This window comes from Acidaminococcus hominis, assembly GCF_900291475.1.
Taxonomy (GTDB): domain Bacteria; phylum Bacillota; class Negativicutes; order Acidaminococcales; family Acidaminococcaceae; genus Acidaminococcus; species Acidaminococcus hominis.
This window is the reverse complement of sequence record NZ_OLMM01000003.1, coordinates 192,395-208,971: the sequence shown is the minus strand read 5'-3', so window position 1 is coordinate 208,971 and position 16,577 is coordinate 192,395. Positions and strand designations below refer to the sequence as shown.

Below are 16,577 nucleotides of genomic sequence, written 5' to 3'. Positions count from 1 at the left end.
ACTTATGTACCACCACGTTTCTAAAATTACATTTTATTGAGCACAATGTGGGGGTGGAAAAGAAGAATAAAATACATTGTTATTGCGAATTTTGTAGAGAAGCTGACCTCGCGCGCGGGCGGGCGCAGGTGGCGCCGAGAGGCGACGGAGAGTGCTCCTTTTGCGGCCTTTGGCCGCATCTGCCTTCCACTTACCAGTGCACTGCTTGGCGTGCACTGGTAAAGGGGAAGGTGCCGGCGAACTCGCCGGCGGATGGGGTTCAAAAGTAGGATGTCTGCACTACGCCCCGCAGACCGCACGACCTTTTAAAGGCTCCAACCTTTATGCGGCCGCATCCAAACAGCCCGCAGATTCTTCAAGTGGCTGTTTGGTTAATAAGGCCCATGCGATAGCCGTCCAAGAAGCAAGTCCGTCAGGACGTAGCTGATTGGAACACGGCGAACCGCTGGGGGGAGCTGGCAGCCGCAGGCTGACTAAGGGAGTCGTATATTCCATTTCTCAAGGCCTTGGCCGTAGAGAAATGGAATATACGACCCCTGCGACAGCCGTCCAGGAGCCAAACCTGCAAGGTGACGGCGACTGGAATACGGCGAACCGCTCGGGGATTCCCGGCACCACATCACTTCAGGTTTGCGGACCGCACGACCAAAATCCAATTTTTCTGTAGTTGAGCTACCGTCCTTCTTGCACTAGCCCCAAAAGGGGACAAACCTTTCCCCTCCGGGGAAAATGGCACCGCAGGTGCCAATAGGGGTTCCCTAGGCCGCCCTGCGGCCCCATATATTCCCAAAAACACCTCTACACTTTTCGCAGAAAAGTGTAGGCCATTTCCTTTTTCTTTTTCACTATTCCCCCTCCCACTTCTTCACCCCCTTTTTAACGCTTAACCAATCGCTTAACGGCTAAATGACCTGTGAAAGGAGTCACATCCATGGCAGACCGCTTTATGAAAGGAACCTTAATCCTGGCAGCAGCCGGGCTGATGGTGAAGGTACTGGGCTCGGTGAACCGGATCCTGCTCTCCCGCCTTCTAGGCGGGGAGGGGATTGGGCTCTACCAGATTGCCTACCCCATCTACCTGCTGCTGGTGTCCCTGTCCGCTGCCGGGATTCCTGCGGCCATTTCCATTATGATTTCCCAACGGGCCGCTGCCCGGGACCAAAAGGGTGCCCGGCAGGTGCTGTGGACCTCTGTGGGGCTTATGTTCCTGGGGGGCCTTGCCCTGGCAGCGCTGGCCCTGGGGCTGATTCCCTGGCTCATTGACAGCCATATCATCAAGGACGCCCGGGCCCGGTACGCCATGCTGGCCCTGGTGCCCGCCATTGCCATTTCCATCCCTGTCTCCTGTTTCCGGGGGTATTTCCAGGGGTTCCAGGAAATGGTACCCACCGCCGTAAGCCAGATTGCCGAGCAGTTTACCCGGGTGGTGACCATGGTGATTCTGGCCTATCTGCTGCCCCAGGGACTTCCTATGGCGGCCGCTGGAGCGGCCTTTGGTGCGGTTCCCGGCGCCATTGCAAGTCTTCTGATTTTAGGAGGCTTCTATTATAAACAGCAGCGCCGCTGGCGCACCCTGGAGAGCGCCTCCGCCGTGACGGAGCGTGTTTCTGTGTCGCGGACAGCCTGGCAGATTATCACCCTGGCGCTGCCCGTCACCTGCGCCAATTTGATGGTGCCTGTAGTGTCCGGGATTGAGATGATTTTGGTCCCCGACCGGCTGCTGGCGGCCGGCTTTACCGTAGCCGCCTCCACCCAGGCTCTGGGGTATTTGTCCGGCATGGCCATGCCTCTGGTGAACATGGGAACCATTCCCACCAACTCCCTGGCCGCCTCCGTGGTCCCCGCCATCAGCGAGGCCAAAGTGCTCCATCGCAGGGACCTGATGCAGGACAAAGCCCAGCGGGCCATCCGCTTCTTTTTGCTGCTGAATCTCCCGGCCGCAGTGGGCGTCTGCGTACTGGGGGCGCCGTTCTCCCGGCTTTTGTACGGCACCAGCCACGCCGGCGCGGTGATCACCGCCCTGGCCCCGGCCATCTTCTTTCTGGGGCTTCACCAGGTGTCCACGGCTATCCTTCAGGGCCTGGGGCATACCCGGATTCCCATGATCAATATGCTGCTGAGCCTGGTGGTGAAGGTCAGCCTGCTGTGGGTCCTGGCCGCCAACCCCGCCTATAACATTTTGGGGGCCGCCTGGGCCACCGACGCCAACCTGGCCCTGGCCGGCTGCGCCAATGTATTTTTCATGTATAAGACCGACAAAATCACCTTCCCTTTTGTCCATCTGGGACGGATACTCATCGCTTCCGCCGTCATGGGAGGCGCCGTCCTTTTTGCCTGGAAGAACGTCCTGTCCAAGGCCCTGCCCTTCGTTCCCGGCATCTTGGCCACCGTGGCCCTGGGGGCTGCCCTGTATCTGGCCGCCCTGCTGCTGACGAAAGAAGTAAGCGTAGGGGAGCTGAAAAAACTGCTCAAGAGAAAAAACTAAGGAGGCAACACCATGCATAAACCCATTCCCCCTGCACCCACTACCCCTGGCGTGCTGGACCTGCGTCCGCTGATCCAGCTGGTGCAGGTACTCCGTGAGCCCGGGGGCTGCCCCTGGGACCAGGTCCAAACCCACCGTTCCATGCGCCGGGAGCTGGTGGAGGAGGTCTACGAAATGCTGGAGGCCATTGACGATAATGATGTTGCCGGTATGCGGGAAGAGCTGGGGGACGTGCTCCTCCAGGTGGTCTTCCACGCCCGGCTGGCCGAGGAGGACGGACTGTTTTCCATGCAGGACATCATCACCGACGTGGTGGACAAGCTGGTTTACCGCCACCCCCACGTGTTTGGCGATACCCAGGTGGACGGGGCGGCCCAGGTGGTGGCCAACTGGGAAACCCTGAAGGCCAAGGAGAAGACCGACCGGAAAAGCGTCCTGGACGGCATTGCCAAGGGCCTGCCCTCTCTCATGCGGGCCTACAAACTTAGCGCCAAAGCCGCCAAAACGGGCTTTGACTGGCCGGACGCCCCTGCCGCAAGGCAGAAGGTGGACGAGGAACTTTTGGAGCTCCAGGAGGCCGCAGAGGCCGGAGACGGGGACCACACCGAGGAAGAACTGGGGGACGCCCTGTTCGCCCTGGCGGTTTACGCAAGAAAGCTGGAGCTGGAGCCGGAAACGGCCCTGAACCGGGCCTGCAACAAGTTCGACCGGCGTTTTCGGTACGTAGAGGCGCTGGTAAAGGCTGACCACAGGGAGTGGAAAGACCTGTCTTTGGAGGACCTGACGGCCCTCTGGAACCAGGCAAAACAGCATTTTTCTGTGACTAAATAAAAAACACGTGCATTTTTACTGGGTTTGTGCTACTATGTCTACAGTCGGGCGCCATTAGAAGGGCGCAATAAGTATTTAGGAGGATTTCTTATGAACAAAAGTGAACTGATCTCTGAAGTTGCGTCTAAAACCGCTCTGCCGAAAAAAGACGCTGAAAAGGCCGTAAACGCATTTATCGATACCGTTAAAGAAGCCGTTGCCAAGGATGACAAGGTACAGCTGATTGGTTTTGGTACTTTCGAAGCTCGGGTTCGCAATGCTCGCAGCGGCAAAAATCCTCGTACCGGTGCAACCATCCAAATCGAAGAAGCTAGAGTTCCCGCTTTCAAAGCCGGCAAAGCTTTCAAGGATGCCGTAAACAAGTAATTGCTCTGCACTGCAGCCTGATGCCCCGGGTATCAGGTTGCTTTTTTTCTCTGGGTTTGAACAAACAGGAAAGGATGGACCATGACAGCAAAAAGAAAGATTCCTCGTTACTTTGTACTGGGACTGGCAGCCATTCTAAGCCTTTTTCTGTTTCGTGTAGCCAGCCAAGGCTATGACCTTTACTGCGTCCACAAGGAAACGGTGAAAACCCAGGCGAAGGTGGATTCCCTGAAAAAGGAAAACGCCCAGCTGGAACAGGAGAAGGAAAACTTGGGAGACATTCGCTACATCGAGAAGGTCGCCCGCAATGAGCACAACATGGTGGGAAAGAACGAGATCCCCTTGTTTATGATTGACGGTAAGGACAAAGCCAAAGCTTCCGGGAAATAGTTCCTGGAAGCTTGTTTTTATAGTATCTACAGGAAGCCCCGCTTCCAGAAACCTCCGAAAGCGCCTAAAAAGGCCGCCAATTCGCAGGAACTCAGTTATTTTGCGTCTTGACGAACTTTCCTTAACAACGGTATAATGGTTAACGTAACAATACTTTTAAGGAGGATGTCTTTCACCTATGGCTTTGGATAAGGGAGCTGTGATAGAAGGGGTAGTCACCGGGATTACCAACTTCGGAGCTTTTGTGCAATTACCGGAAAATAAAGTGGGTTTGATTCACATTTCTGAGGTGTCTAACGTATTCGTTAAGGATGTACATGACTTCCTGAAGGTCAAAGAGAAAGTCACGGTGAAAGTCGTTTCCATCGACGATAAAGGCAAAATCGGGTTGTCTCTGAAGGCCCTGATGCCGGCCGCACAGCCGGAAGCCGAAAAGAGAACCGGGGAACCCAAACATTTTGAATCGCGGCGTTTTGAGAACAAACGGCCGGAAGGCAAGCATTTTCATGCTGGCGCGCCCAAGGCAGCAGGTCCTATGTCCTTTGAGGACAAGCTGTCCCGCTTTATGAAAGAAAGCGATGACCGCCTGCTGGATCTCAAACGGAATACAGAATCAAAACGGGGCGGCCGCGGTGCCCGCAGAGGAGATTAATGGACACGAAAGGTACTTCCTCGGAAGTACCTTTTTTTGTTTCAGAGGCTTGCTGTAAGGACCCGGAGAACAAGCTTCTGGAACTGGTGCGGCGGAGCCCCCTGTGGCAGAGCGGCACCACCGTCCTGGCAGCCTGCTCGGGAGGCGCCGATTCCCTGGCCCTCACCGACGCCATGCTGGACGCCGGCGCCCTGGACCGGGTGGATATCCTGGTTGCCCATGTGCAGCACCACCTGCGAGGGGACGAAGCCGAACGGGACGCCCAGCTGGTGGAAGCCTACTGCAAGGAGCAGGGGGCGGCCTTTGTCCGACTGGACATTAACCCCAAAGCCCTGGCTGAAGGGGCGGGGCTTTCCCTGGAGGACGCCGCCCGGCGCCTGCGCTATGAGGCCCTGGAAGGCTGCCGCAAAAGGGTGGGGGCCAGCGCCATCTTTACCGCCCATCACCTGGACGACCAGGCCGAAACGGTGCTGTTAAACCTCCTAAGGGGGGCGGGCACCCGGGGCTTTCGGGGCATGCTGCCGGTCAAGGGCTACGTAGCAAGACCCCTTCTGGCAGCCACCCGCCAGGATACCGAAGCCTATTGCAGGGCCCGGCATTTGCATTACTGCACGGACAGCACCAACGACGATACGGCCCTGCGCAGGAACTGGGTCCGCAAGGTGCTTTTGCCCCTGCTCAGGGAGCAGAATCCCCGGATTGCCGTCCAGTTGGCCCAAAGCGCTGCGGTGGCAGCCTGGGATGAGGAATGCCTGGGAGAACTGGCCACGGCCTATACCCAGGACCACCAGAAACGCACCCCGGAAGGCCTGGTGCTGGACACCGGCACCGACTTTCTGGCCCTGCCCCTGGCCGTCAGCACCCGGATTCTCCGCCAGCTGGTGGAGGACGCCGGAGGCAGCGAAATGCGCTTTGACCAGGTGCAGCAGCTATACCAATTGATTTTGCGGGGCATCGGGGGCAAGTCCCTGGACGTACCGGGAAAGGTACGGGTGACCTACCGCCAGGGCAGGCTCACCGCCCGTAAAAATACCATCGCCCGCAGCAAGGAGCGGGCAGCCAAATACCAAAAAAAGGAGCAGCAGCGAAAATGCATGAAAATATCGAAAGAGTACTGATTGACGAAAAATCCCTGAAGGAACGGATTGCCCAGCTGGGTGCCCAAATTAGCAAGGACTACGAAGGCCAGGAACTGGTGGTCATCGGTCTGCTCAAGGGCGCCGCCTATTTCCTGACGGAACTGACCCAGCACATCACCGTGCCCGTACGCATTGACTTTATCAAAGCCTCCTCCTATGGCTCCGGCACCACCACCACCACCGGCAAAGTGGATATCCAATACGATACCTCCCGGAACCTGGCCGGCAAGAACATTCTCCTGGTAGACGACGTCATCGACACCGGGCTGACCCTGAAAGCCGTAGGCGAGCTGCTGCGCAACCGCAACCCCAAGACCCTGAAGGTTGCCGCCATGCTGGATAAAAAAGAAAGAAGACTGGTGAAAGTCCTGCCGGACTACGCCGGTTTTGAGATCCCCGACGAATTTGTCGTGGGCTTTGGTCTGGATTACGATGAAGAATACCGGAACCTGCCCTTTATTGGCATTCTCAAGAGATCTGTATATGAAAAATAATGTCCGTGTCTGGAACCCTTCCCATGGAAGCACCTTCAGACAGGAAAGGAGCTGCGCGTGAGCAAATTTATTCGAAACCTGGTATTTTACCTGCTCGTAGTGATTCTGGGCGTGTGGATTTACGACTACTATAACGCCTCCAACGTCCCCAAGAACGAAATGAGTTACAGCAACTTCATGAAGGAAGTCCAGCAGGATGACGTGAAATCCGTCACCATCGTGGACAACTCCGTGATCAAAGGCAAGCTGAAGAGCGGCGCCGAGTTTACCACCATCGCCCCCCGGGACGACAAAATGGTGGATACCCTCCGGGCCCGTGACGTGGAGATTCGGGCAGAACTGCCGCCCCAGCCCTCCATGCTCAGTTCTCTCCTGACTTCCCTGCTGCCCATGGTGGTCATCGTGATCCTGTGGTTCTTCATGATGAACAACGCCCAGGGCGGCGGCAGCAAGGTCATGAGCTTTGGCAAGAGCAAAGCCAAACTGTACGGCGACGGCAAGAGCAAGGTCACCTTTAAGGACGTGGCCGGCGCTGATGAAGCCAAGCAGGAACTGGAAGAAGTCGTAGAATTCCTCAAGGCACCCCAGAAGTACAACCAACTGGGTGCCAAGATTCCCAAAGGCGTACTGCTGTACGGCCCTCCTGGCACCGGTAAAACCCTGCTGGCCAAAGCCGTAGCAGGCGAAGCCGGCGTGCCCTTCTTCAGCATCTCCGGTTCCGACTTTGTGGAAATGTTCGTCGGCGTGGGCGCCTCCCGTGTCCGGGACCTGTTTGACCAGGCCAAGAAAAACGCCCCCTGCATTGTCTTCATCGACGAAATCGACGCCGTAGGCCGCCAGAGAGGCGCAGGCCTGGGCGGCGGACACGACGAACGGGAACAGACCCTGAACCAATTGCTGGTCGAAATGGACGGCTTTGGCGCCAACGAAGGCATCATCATGATTGCCGCCACCAACCGCCCGGATATCCTGGACCCGGCCCTTCTGCGGCCCGGCCGCTTTGACCGCCAGATTGTGGTGGACAAACCCGACGTGCGCGGCAGACGCGCCATCTTGCGGGTACACACCAAAGGCAAACCCATCGACTCCAACGTGGACCTGGGCATCCTGGCCCGGCGTACCCCCGGCTTTACCGGCGCCGACCTGGCCAACCTGGTCAACGAAGGCGCCCTCCTGGCAGCCCGGCATAACCAGATGACCATCACCATGAGCGACATGGAAGAAGCCGCCGAACGCGTCATGATGGGACCCGAACGCAAGAGCCGCCTTATCACCGACGAAGAAAAACGCCTGACTGCCTACCATGAAGGCGGCCATACCCTGGTGGGCATGATGCTGGACCATACCGACCCTGTCCACAAGGTTACCATTATCCCCAGAGGCAGAGCCGGCGGCTATACCCTGAGCCTGCCCAAAGAAGACCGTTACTACGCTACCCGCAGCGAAATGCTGGATGAACTGAAAGTCCTTTTGGGCGGCCGTGTGGCAGAAGCCCTGGTGCTCCATGAAATCAGTAGCGGCGCCAGCAACGACCTCCAGCGCGCCACCGAACTGGCCCGCCAGATGACCTGCGAATACGGCATGAGCGACGTCCTGGGCGCCGTAACCTTCGGCCATCGCCAGGAACAAGTCTTCCTGGGCCGGGATATCGGCAGAGAAAACAACTACAGCGAAAAAGTCGCTGCCCAGATTGACAGCGAAATCCGCCGGTTTATTGACGAAGCCTATGAAGGCACTGTCACCCTGCTGAGCAAAAACATCGACAAACTCCACCTCATCGCCCAGGCCCTGATCGAACGGGAAACCCTGGAAGGCCATGAGATTGAAGAACTGCTGAAATACGGCCACATCCTGGAAAAAGGCGAGAACCCCGAAGCCCCGAAAAATGAACCCCCGGCTGACGGTACCCCCGCACCCATTCCCCCTGTGACCACCGAAGCAGCTGCCCCCGCAGCAGCACCCCAACCCAGCACCAGCGAAGTACCTCAGGCGTAGGGCGGGGAGAAGGAAACACATTTACAAACCAAACCAAGGGCTGTGCCAGACACAGCCCTTTTTTCCAGACTTTGTGTTAACGATTCTTTACGTTATGAGAAACGAAAGGATGACGACGATGCGCAACGAAATACTAAAANTCTAATTCTTTTTTCTTCCGTGCGGTAATTTTCATATGATATCGGTTCATTTTTTCAACCATAGCCTTCACTTTATTATCAATGTCTGTACAAACCACATCAAATTGTTGATTTACTTCCAAATTCGTATATCGCAATACCTGAATTCCCATTTTGGCTAGAAATTCCGTGCGCTTTTGATCATATACCCTTGCAGCATCTTCATAATGTTGACTGCCGTCCAGTTCAATGGCCAGCTTTAATTGGACACAGTAAAAATCAACGATATATTCTCCGATTACTTTTTGCCTGCGCCATCTGATCCAGTAGCCGCGGAGGAAGTTGTACCATAGTTTCCTCTCTTGCTTGGTCATGTTTTTCCGTAATTCTCGGGCATTGTTCATCAGTTCTTTGTGTCGTTCTGTCTGCATATCTTCCATGACTTTTGCTCCTTTGCGCCTAGATATCCTCATAGTAACGAAACAAATAGGGGATGTCTATAGCTTGAGAACGAACGGGAAGAATGGGCATAGGAACGGGTAAACTGTACTATTTCAGGCATTAGTTCTTGCTTCTCTAAGTGGATTTCCTGCACCATTATGATCGTTTACCTACTACGGCTAAAAAACATCTCCCGTAATCACTACGATAGTTTACCGTTTTATGGAGCCTCACCCAGTCTTCTTCCCCCTCACCTCGGCAAATTCGCCCTCTCCCGGCCGAAACGGCATTGTGGGTAACCCAACCTACCCCACCCCGCCTTTTTCTTGCACGAGCCGCCGCTGGCCGCACCAACCCAAACCCACGCTTACCCGTTTTTTCACCCGGAGTGCCAGTCTTTTTCATACCCAAAATGCGCCCTTCTTTGGAAACTTTGACCCCCTTTAGCCGCTTGACGGCCAGCAGCAGTCCCGGCAGGAATGCGTTTACATTCCTGCTCTCCACACATTACCCCTTGCACGATTTTACCTATTTGATATAATATAGGCGTTTATGGCCGGCCTTAAACCGGGTTCCACGGAAGCCCGGCAGCACGGAAAACAATACCGGCCTTTAGAAAACTGGAGGTAGAAACCATGTTAATGGTTATGGATGTAGGGAACACCAACATTGTGGTAGGTGTACATGACGGGGAAAGCTGGCAGGCCCATTGGCGCATTTCCAGCAGCCGCTCCCGGACTTCGGATGAATTCGGAATCATCCTGGGCAGCATGTTCGCCTACAGCGGCATGGATATGAAAGATATCGAGCATATCATCATCTCCACCGTTGTACCGCCCCTGTTGGTTCCCCTGTGCAATATGTGCAAACGCTATTTCGGGATTACCCCCTTTGTGGTAACCTCCGAAATCAACACCGGACTGCAGCTGGACTACGATGACCCGTCCCAGATCGGCGCCGACCGCATCGTTAACGCCGTGGCCGCCCACCAAATGTACGGCGACAAGGGCAACCTGATCATCATCGACTTTGGCACCGCCACCACCTTCTGCGCCCTGACCCCCGCCGGGGAATACCTGGGCGGCGCCATCGCCCCGGGCATCGGCATTTCCACCGAAGCCCTGTTCCAGAAGGCTGCCAAGCTGCCCCGGATTGAACTGATCAAACCGGAAAAAACCATCTGTAAGGACACCATCCACGCCATGCGTTCCGGCGTCATCTTCGGCTTTGTCGGCCAGATGGACGGCCTGATTACCCGCATGAAGAAGGAACTGGGCGGCCAGGCCTTCGTAATCGCCACCGGCGGCTTCGGTAAGCTCATGGCCTCCGAATCCGAACTGGTGGACGTAGTAGAACCCTTCCTGACCCTGGAAGGACTCCGGATGCTCCACGAAATGAACCAATAACCACAGGCAGCGCTCCTAACCGGGGGCGTTGCTTTTTTTAGGAGGACCTATGACCCCATTTCTCAAAGACCTGTTTACCCGCACCACCCCCGTGATCCTGGCCCCCATGGCCGGCGTCACCGACCTGCCCTTTCGGGTTATCTGCCGGGAGCTGGGCGCCGACTACACCGTATCCGAAATGGTCAGCGCCAAAGCCCTGATGTATAAAAACCAAAAATCCCTGGCCATGCTGGAAATTGCCCCGGAAGAACACCCCGCTGCTATCCAGCTCTTTGGCTCCGTGCCCCAGGAACTGGCCGACGCCGCCAAACTGGCCCAGGCCCATGGCGCCGACCTCATCGACTTTAATATGGGCTGCCCCGTCCACAAAATCGTCTCCAACGGAGAAGGCTCCGCCCTGATGAAAGACCCCGAACGCGCCTACGCCATCTTGGCAGCTATGGTGGACGCCGTGGACATCCCCGTTACCGTGAAATTCCGCACCGGCTGGGACCAGGAACACCAAAACTGCGTAGAAATCGCCAAACTGGCCGAAAAAGCCGGCGTTGCTGCTGTAGCCGTCCATGGCCGCACCCGGACCCAGTTCTACAGCGGCAAAGCCGATTGGGAAAAAATCCGCGAAGTCAAAGAAAGCGTCGGTATTCCCGTCATCGGCAACGGTGACGTCTTTACCCCCGGCGACGCCCTGGCCCTGAAAAAAGCCACCCATTGCGACGGCATCATGATCGCCAGAGGCGCCCAAGGCAACCCCTGGATCTTTAGAGAAGTCAAAGCCGCATTGGAAGGCAAACCCATCCCCAGCGTATCGCTGGAAGAACGCTTCGCCATGGTCCGCCGCCACCTGGCCGACTTGATCGCCTTTAAAGGCGAACGCGTAGCCCTGAGAGAAATGCGCCACCACGGCGCCTGCTACTTCACCGGCCTGCCCCATAGCGCATACTATAGAAACGCCATCAACCAGACCACCAAACACGACGACTTTTTGAAAATCCTGGACGAGTACGAAGACGAATTGCAGGACGAAAGAGCATTGTAGGAGAAGAAAATAAAAACGAATGAAAAACGTACCGCTTTCCAGGAGAAGGAGAGCGGTACGTTTTTTATGAGGAAGAAGGGAGTAGGGGGGAGGCGGTCGGCTGCAATGCTGGAATAGGTCGGCTGGATGCAGGGTATTATGGTTTTCATTCGGTTTTAGGGAGTCGTATCCATTTCTCAAGGCTCTAGCCGTAGAGAAATGGAATATACGCCCCCTGCGATAGCCGTCCAGGAATTGAGCCTGAAAGGCGAAAATGACTGGAGTACGGCGAACCGCTCGGCCTCCCGGCCGCTTGCCTTCTCCGCCCACTCGTCTTCTCCGTTTCAGCTGTGGAACAGCTGAAATGGGGAAGATGCGCCTAGTATAAGAATTCCAAAGGCGCAGATGGGGCGTGTTCAAGGGAAGGTGCCTGACGCCAGGAGGGCGGTTGGGGCGGCCCAGGTGATATGCTTTTTATCCAGGTATTATGATTTCAGTAGTGAACTACTGGAATACATGACTTAGCCCTCCGAGCATCCTGGTGTTGAACTCCATCCGCCGGCGAATTGCCGGCACCTTCCTCTTCACCGTTCATTTAGCTGTTAAGCGATTGGTTAAACGTAAAAAGAGGGTGAAGAGGGGTGAGGGAGGATAGATGAAGGGAAAAAGGAAATGGCCTACACTTTTCTGTGAAAAGTGTAGAGGTGTTTTTAACAATATATGACCCTCCGGGCAACTTGGATTTGAACTCCATCCGCCGGCTAATTCGCCGGCACCTTCCTCTTCTCCTGTTCGAGCGAAGCTGCGAACAGGAGAAGAGGAAGGCAGCGGCCGGTGGCCGCAAAATACTAGGATAAACTTCCTCCGTCAGCCTATGGCTGACACCTACCACACGCTTGTGGTAGGCTTCCATAACCAATACTGGTCATGTAGAATCTAAAATATCGTGCTGATATGAAGCTGACCAGTGGCTCTCTGGAACGCTTCCTGCAAGCGTTGCGCTCGCGTCCAAACAGCGCTCCAGGTATTCCAAAAAGCTGTTTGGTATACGCGAGCCATGTGATAGCTGCCCAGGAATTGAGCCCGTAGGGCGAAAATGACTGGCTAGCAGCGAACCACTTAGGAAGTGTCGCCAAAGGCGACGATAGAAGTTTTATTTTTTCGCAGCCCCGGAAAGAGTTCATAATTGAGGGCGGATGGGGCAACAGAGCCTTATGCTTTTACTTTGAATACCTTTCCATTGTCCTTTGGCCACTACACCGTACAATCCCACCCACACCCAAACAAAATTTCACATAATACACTTAACACAACCCATATTTTGTAATATTTCACTCTAGATAGAACACCTGTTCATATGCTATACTGTCCTCAACAAGCAACGCAACGGACCTAATTTCATACAGCCCTACGAGGTACACCACCATGAAACCCACTACCTATACCTACAAACTCTACCCATCCCGCCGCAATAAGCACCTGCACCAGCTGCTTGAAGCAGCACGGCAGACCTATAACCACTGCATCAAACTCTATCGCCGCTATTATCGCCTGTATCACGAAAAACTACCCAAACAAAAACTCCAGCGCCAGCTGACTAAACAACAAAAATTGCCGCACTATGCCTATCTCCGCCAGCTGCCGTCCAGCATCAGAAACGCCATACCTTACAAAATCGAAAAAGCCTACCAATCCTATTTTTCCATCCTGGGAAAAAACAAAAGAGCCGCACCCCCGTGCTGCCGCAGCCAAGAAGCATTCACCACCATCACCCTGTACCAATCCGGCTGGAAACTGGACGAAGAACACCACCGCATTCGCATAGGCAAAACCTGGTACAAATACTTTCGTGATAGAGCCCTACCCAGCAAACCCAAGTCCGTTACCCTCAAACGCAGCCCCCTGGGCGACTTCTACCTCTACTTCACCTGCCAGATACCCAAACAGTTTATCCCGTTTCGCAAACGAAAGGTCATAGGACTGGACTACAGCATGCAGGACTTTCTGTGCGGATCCGATGGAAATAGGATTTCTGAACCACAGTTCTTGCGGGAAAGCCTGGCTGCCATTCAGAAAGCAGCAGACTCTCTTGCCCATAAACACTCAGGTTCCAATAACTATCAACGAGCCAAGAAGGACCTGCTGCGAAAGTACGAAAAACTGAAGAACCAACGCAGCGATTTCCAGTGGAAGTTGGCCCGCAAGCTTGTCCAAGACTATACCGTAGTGGCCATCGAAAGCCTGGACAGCCAGAAATTGCAGAAAAAGTTTGGACATCGCATAGCAGATTATGCATTGGCAGACTTTATCAAGAAACTCAAATATAAAGCAGAAGAAACCAATACACTGATTTTTGAACATCACCCATATTTTGCTTCCAGTCAGACCTGCAGCAACTGCGGGCATCGCAATCCCCAGGTGAAAAATATGCAGGTGAAGACCTGGATTTGTCCCCACTGTGGGGCAGAGCATGACAGGGACACCAATGCGGCGATCAACCTTGCCCAACACGCAATGGAAATATTGCTGCGGGGCGGGAAGCAAAGAATGCGCACCACATCAGAGCAAAAGTAATTCAGTATTTATTTTCTAGAAAGCTTCAACAGCTGTTGAACAATTCCCGGGATTCACAGCACAAGAAATTCTTGAGGTAGGGCATTACCTCTTGCGGAGCCATATTCCATACGGGAACCGGCTCCCACGAATGTACAAGAGACAGCGCATCACCACAGATCTCCTGTATGTATGCCAGAGGTGTTTTTTGATTTTATCAATCCATCTTCGAAGCCAGAAACCAGCAGCAGGGCCCTTGCAGTAAAACGTAAGAATCACCAAAGCGGTAAGAAGGAGGAGGGGGCTAATAAGCCGCTTTCCCCAGCAGATAAACACTTGGAGCTCCATTATCTGCCGGAGGAAAGGAAAGCCTAGCAGACTTGCCCTACGGCGTATTTCTGCGCCTGAAAATAACCCTTAAACTTTTTTTGAATAAAGTGTTGACGACCGTAACTTCCTGTGCTATTATATACAAGCTGTCTCGTACGGAAACAAACGAGCAGCTAACAGCAGGCAGAAAGTCAAGTACTTCAATCGCCTTGGATGAACTATTGAATTAGCCTTCACCCAAAGCAATTTAGGAAAGCAAATGACAGGTGTCTGGCCAAACTATTTTAGCGAAGCTATTTTAGGAAGGCCCTAGAGTATCGTTGAAACCAACCTTTCGCAAGCAGTAGAAATGCTGCACCAGACGAATCTCGGTTTTAATATATTCTCAAAAACACCCTGAACGAGCAGACGACAGGTGTCTGGCCAAGCTTTTTAGCAAGGCCAAAGAATGACATTGAAACCAACCTTCCGCGAACAGCAGCAATGCTGCACCAAGCGAACCTCGGTTTTAATATATTCTAAAAAACACCTCTACAGTTTTCGCAGAAAACTGTAGTAAGTCCTCAACTTTCCTAAAAAATAATGCTTGACATTCCACCTAAACTCTGTTATTATAATCTAGCTGTTGAAACACAGCGAACGAACCCTGAGAACTGAATATTGATTGACAGATGTGCGGGTCAAGTCACCTTTACGGTGATGAGATCGAGTCACTTCGAGACAACGAAGTAAAAAAATCAAAGCTAGTATTTTCAAAAGCCAAGCGGCTTTTCAAAATAATTCTATTTTGGAGAGTTTGATCCTGGCTCAGGACGAACGCTGGCGGCGTGCTTAACACATGCAAGTCGAACGGAGAATTTATTTCGGTAAATTCTTAGTGGCGAACGGGTGAGTAACGCGTAGGCAACCTGCCCTCCAGTTGGGGACAACATTCCGAAAGGAATGCTAATACCGAATGTGATCCTTCTTCCGCATGGAAGAAGGATGAAAGATGGCCTCTATTTATAAGCTATCGCTGGAAGATGGGCCTGCGTCTGATTAGCTAGTTGGTGGGGTAACGGCTCACCAAGGCGATGATCAGTAGCCGGTCTGAGAGGATGAACGGCCACATTGGGACTGAGACACGGCCCAAACTCCTACGGGAGGCAGCAGTGGGGAATCTTCCGCAATGGACGAAAGTCTGACGGAGCAACGCCGCGTGAGTGATGAAGGTCTTCGGATTGTAAAACTCTGTTGTCAGGGACGAATGTGCGAACGTTGAATAAGCGTTTGTATTGACGGTACCTGACGAGGAAGCCACGGCTAACTACGTGCCAGCAGCCGCGGTAATACGTAGGTGGCAAGCGTTGTCCGGAATTATTGGGCGTAAAGAGCATGTAGGCGGGCTTTTAAGTCCGACGTGAAAATGCGGGGCTTAACCCCGTATGGCGTTGGATACTGGAAGTCTTGAGTGCAGGAGAGGAAAGGGGAATTCCCAGTGTAGCGGTGAAATGCGTAGATATTGGGAGGAACACCAGTGGCGAAGGCGCCTTTCTGGACTGTGTCTGACGCTGAGATGCGAAAGCCAGGGTAGCAAACGGGATTAGATACCCCGGTAGTCCTGGCCGTAAACGATGGGTACTAGGTGTAGGAGGTATCGACCCCTTCTGTGCCGGAGTTAACGCAATAAGTACCCCGCCTGGGGACTACGATCGCAAGATTGAAACTCAAAGGAATTGACGGGGGCCCGCACAAGCGGTGGAGTATGTGGTTTAATTCGACGCAACGCGAAGAACCTTACCAAGGCTTGACATTGAGTGAAAGACCTAGAGATAGGTCCCCTTCTTCGGAAGCACGAAAACAGGTGGTGCATGGCTGTCGTCAGCTCGTGTCGTGAGATGTTGGGTTAAGTCCCGCAACGAGCGCAACCCTTATCCTATGTTACCAGCACGTAATGGTGGGGACTCATAGGAGACTGCCAGGGATAACCTGGAGGAAGGCGGGGATGACGTCAAGTCATCATGCCCCTTATGTCTTGGGCTACACACGTACTACAATGGTCGGCAACAAAGGGCAGCAAAGCCGCGAGGCAGAGCAAATCCCATAAACCCGACCCCAGTTCGGATCGCAGGCTGCAACCCGCCTGCGTGAAGTTGGAATCGCTAGTAATCGCAGGTCAGCATACTGCGGTGAATACGTTCCCGGGCCTTGTACACACCGCCCGTCACACCACGAAAGTTGGTAACACCCGAAGCCGGTGAGATAACCGTAAGGAGTCAGCTGTCTAAGGTGGGGCCGATGATTGGGGTGAAGTCGTAACAAGGTAGCCGTTCGAGAACGAGCGGCTGGATCACCTCCTTTCTATGGAGAACCGTTGGGTAC

General features: G+C 54.0%; 12 protein-coding genes and 1 rRNA gene. 12 read left to right on the top strand and 1 reads right to left on the bottom strand.

Annotated elements, in window-relative coordinates; all coding sequences use genetic code 11:
- The first annotated feature begins 931 nt into the window (after positions 1-931).
- The 8 genes from C7E10_RS03150 (at position 932) to ftsH (ending at position 8,352) form a co-directional block, all read left to right on the top strand.
- The gene (locus tag C7E10_RS03150) at positions 932-2,485 is read left to right on the top strand and encodes a putative polysaccharide biosynthesis protein (RefSeq protein WP_105325902.1); all 1,554 of its coding nucleotides are present in this window, start codon (positions 932-934) and stop codon (positions 2,483-2,485) included.
- Positions 2,486-2,497: 12 nt separating this feature from the next.
- Positions 2,498-3,316, top strand: coding sequence for a nucleoside triphosphate pyrophosphohydrolase (gene mazG / locus C7E10_RS03145; protein ID WP_105325901.1), 819 nt, complete (start codon positions 2,498-2,500; stop codon positions 3,314-3,316).
- Between the two features lie 90 nt (positions 3,317-3,406).
- Positions 3,407-3,682, top strand: a complete 276-nt coding sequence (locus tag C7E10_RS03140; protein ID WP_105325900.1) for a non-specific DNA-binding protein Hbs — start codon at positions 3,407-3,409, stop codon at positions 3,680-3,682.
- Positions 3,683-3,763: 81 nt separating this feature from the next.
- Positions 3,764-4,072, top strand: coding sequence for an FtsB family cell division protein (locus tag C7E10_RS03135; protein WP_105325899.1), 309 nt, complete (start codon positions 3,764-3,766; stop codon positions 4,070-4,072).
- A 178-nt stretch (positions 4,073-4,250) separates the two neighbouring features.
- Entirely contained in the window at positions 4,251-4,724 is a 474-nt protein-coding gene (locus tag C7E10_RS03130; RefSeq protein ID WP_105325898.1) for a S1 RNA-binding domain-containing protein, read from the top strand.
- On the top strand, positions 4,724-5,842 hold the full coding sequence (tilS, locus tag C7E10_RS03125; RefSeq protein ID WP_105325897.1) for a tRNA lysidine(34) synthetase TilS: 1,119 nt from the start codon (positions 4,724-4,726) through the stop codon (positions 5,840-5,842). The genes C7E10_RS03130 and tilS overlap by 1 nt, the downstream gene beginning before the upstream one ends.
- Entirely contained in the window at positions 5,815-6,357 is a 543-nt protein-coding gene (hpt, locus tag C7E10_RS03120; protein ID WP_105325896.1) for a hypoxanthine phosphoribosyltransferase, read from the top strand. The genes tilS and hpt overlap by 28 nt, the downstream gene beginning before the upstream one ends.
- A gap of 57 nt (positions 6,358-6,414) precedes the next feature.
- Complete coding sequence (ftsH, locus tag C7E10_RS03115; RefSeq protein ID WP_105325895.1) at positions 6,415-8,352, top strand: ATP-dependent zinc metalloprotease FtsH; 1,938 nt, start codon at positions 6,415-6,417, stop codon at positions 8,350-8,352.
- Positions 8,353-8,485: 133 nt separating this feature from the next.
- On the opposite strand, the gene C7E10_RS03110 is transcribed toward ftsH, so the two are convergent.
- The gene (locus tag C7E10_RS03110; protein ID WP_476723632.1) at positions 8,486-8,875 is read right to left on the bottom strand and encodes an endonuclease domain-containing protein; all 390 of its coding nucleotides are present in this window, start codon (positions 8,873-8,875) and stop codon (positions 8,486-8,488) included.
- Positions 8,876-9,547: 672 nt separating this feature from the next.
- Here C7E10_RS03110 and C7E10_RS03105 point away from each other — a divergent pair.
- The 4 genes from C7E10_RS03105 (at position 9,548) to C7E10_RS03085 (ending at position 16,556) form a co-directional block, all read left to right on the top strand.
- Positions 9,548-10,318: a type III pantothenate kinase gene (locus tag C7E10_RS03105; protein WP_105325894.1), complete on the top strand. Its 771-nt coding sequence runs from the start codon at positions 9,548-9,550 to the stop codon at positions 10,316-10,318.
- Positions 10,319-10,367: 49 nt separating this feature from the next.
- Positions 10,368-11,354 (top strand): tRNA dihydrouridine synthase DusB, encoded by a 987-nt coding sequence (gene dusB / locus C7E10_RS03100; RefSeq protein WP_105325893.1) that lies wholly within the window; start codon positions 10,368-10,370, stop codon positions 11,352-11,354.
- Positions 11,355-12,758: 1,404 nt separating this feature from the next.
- Positions 12,759-13,907, top strand: a complete 1,149-nt coding sequence (locus tag C7E10_RS03095) for an RNA-guided endonuclease InsQ/TnpB family protein (RefSeq protein ID WP_105325892.1) — start codon at positions 12,759-12,761, stop codon at positions 13,905-13,907.
- 1,093 nt (positions 13,908-15,000) lie between these two features.
- A 16S ribosomal RNA gene (locus tag C7E10_RS03085) occupies positions 15,001-16,556 on the top strand.
- Positions 16,557-16,577 lie beyond the last annotated feature (21 nt).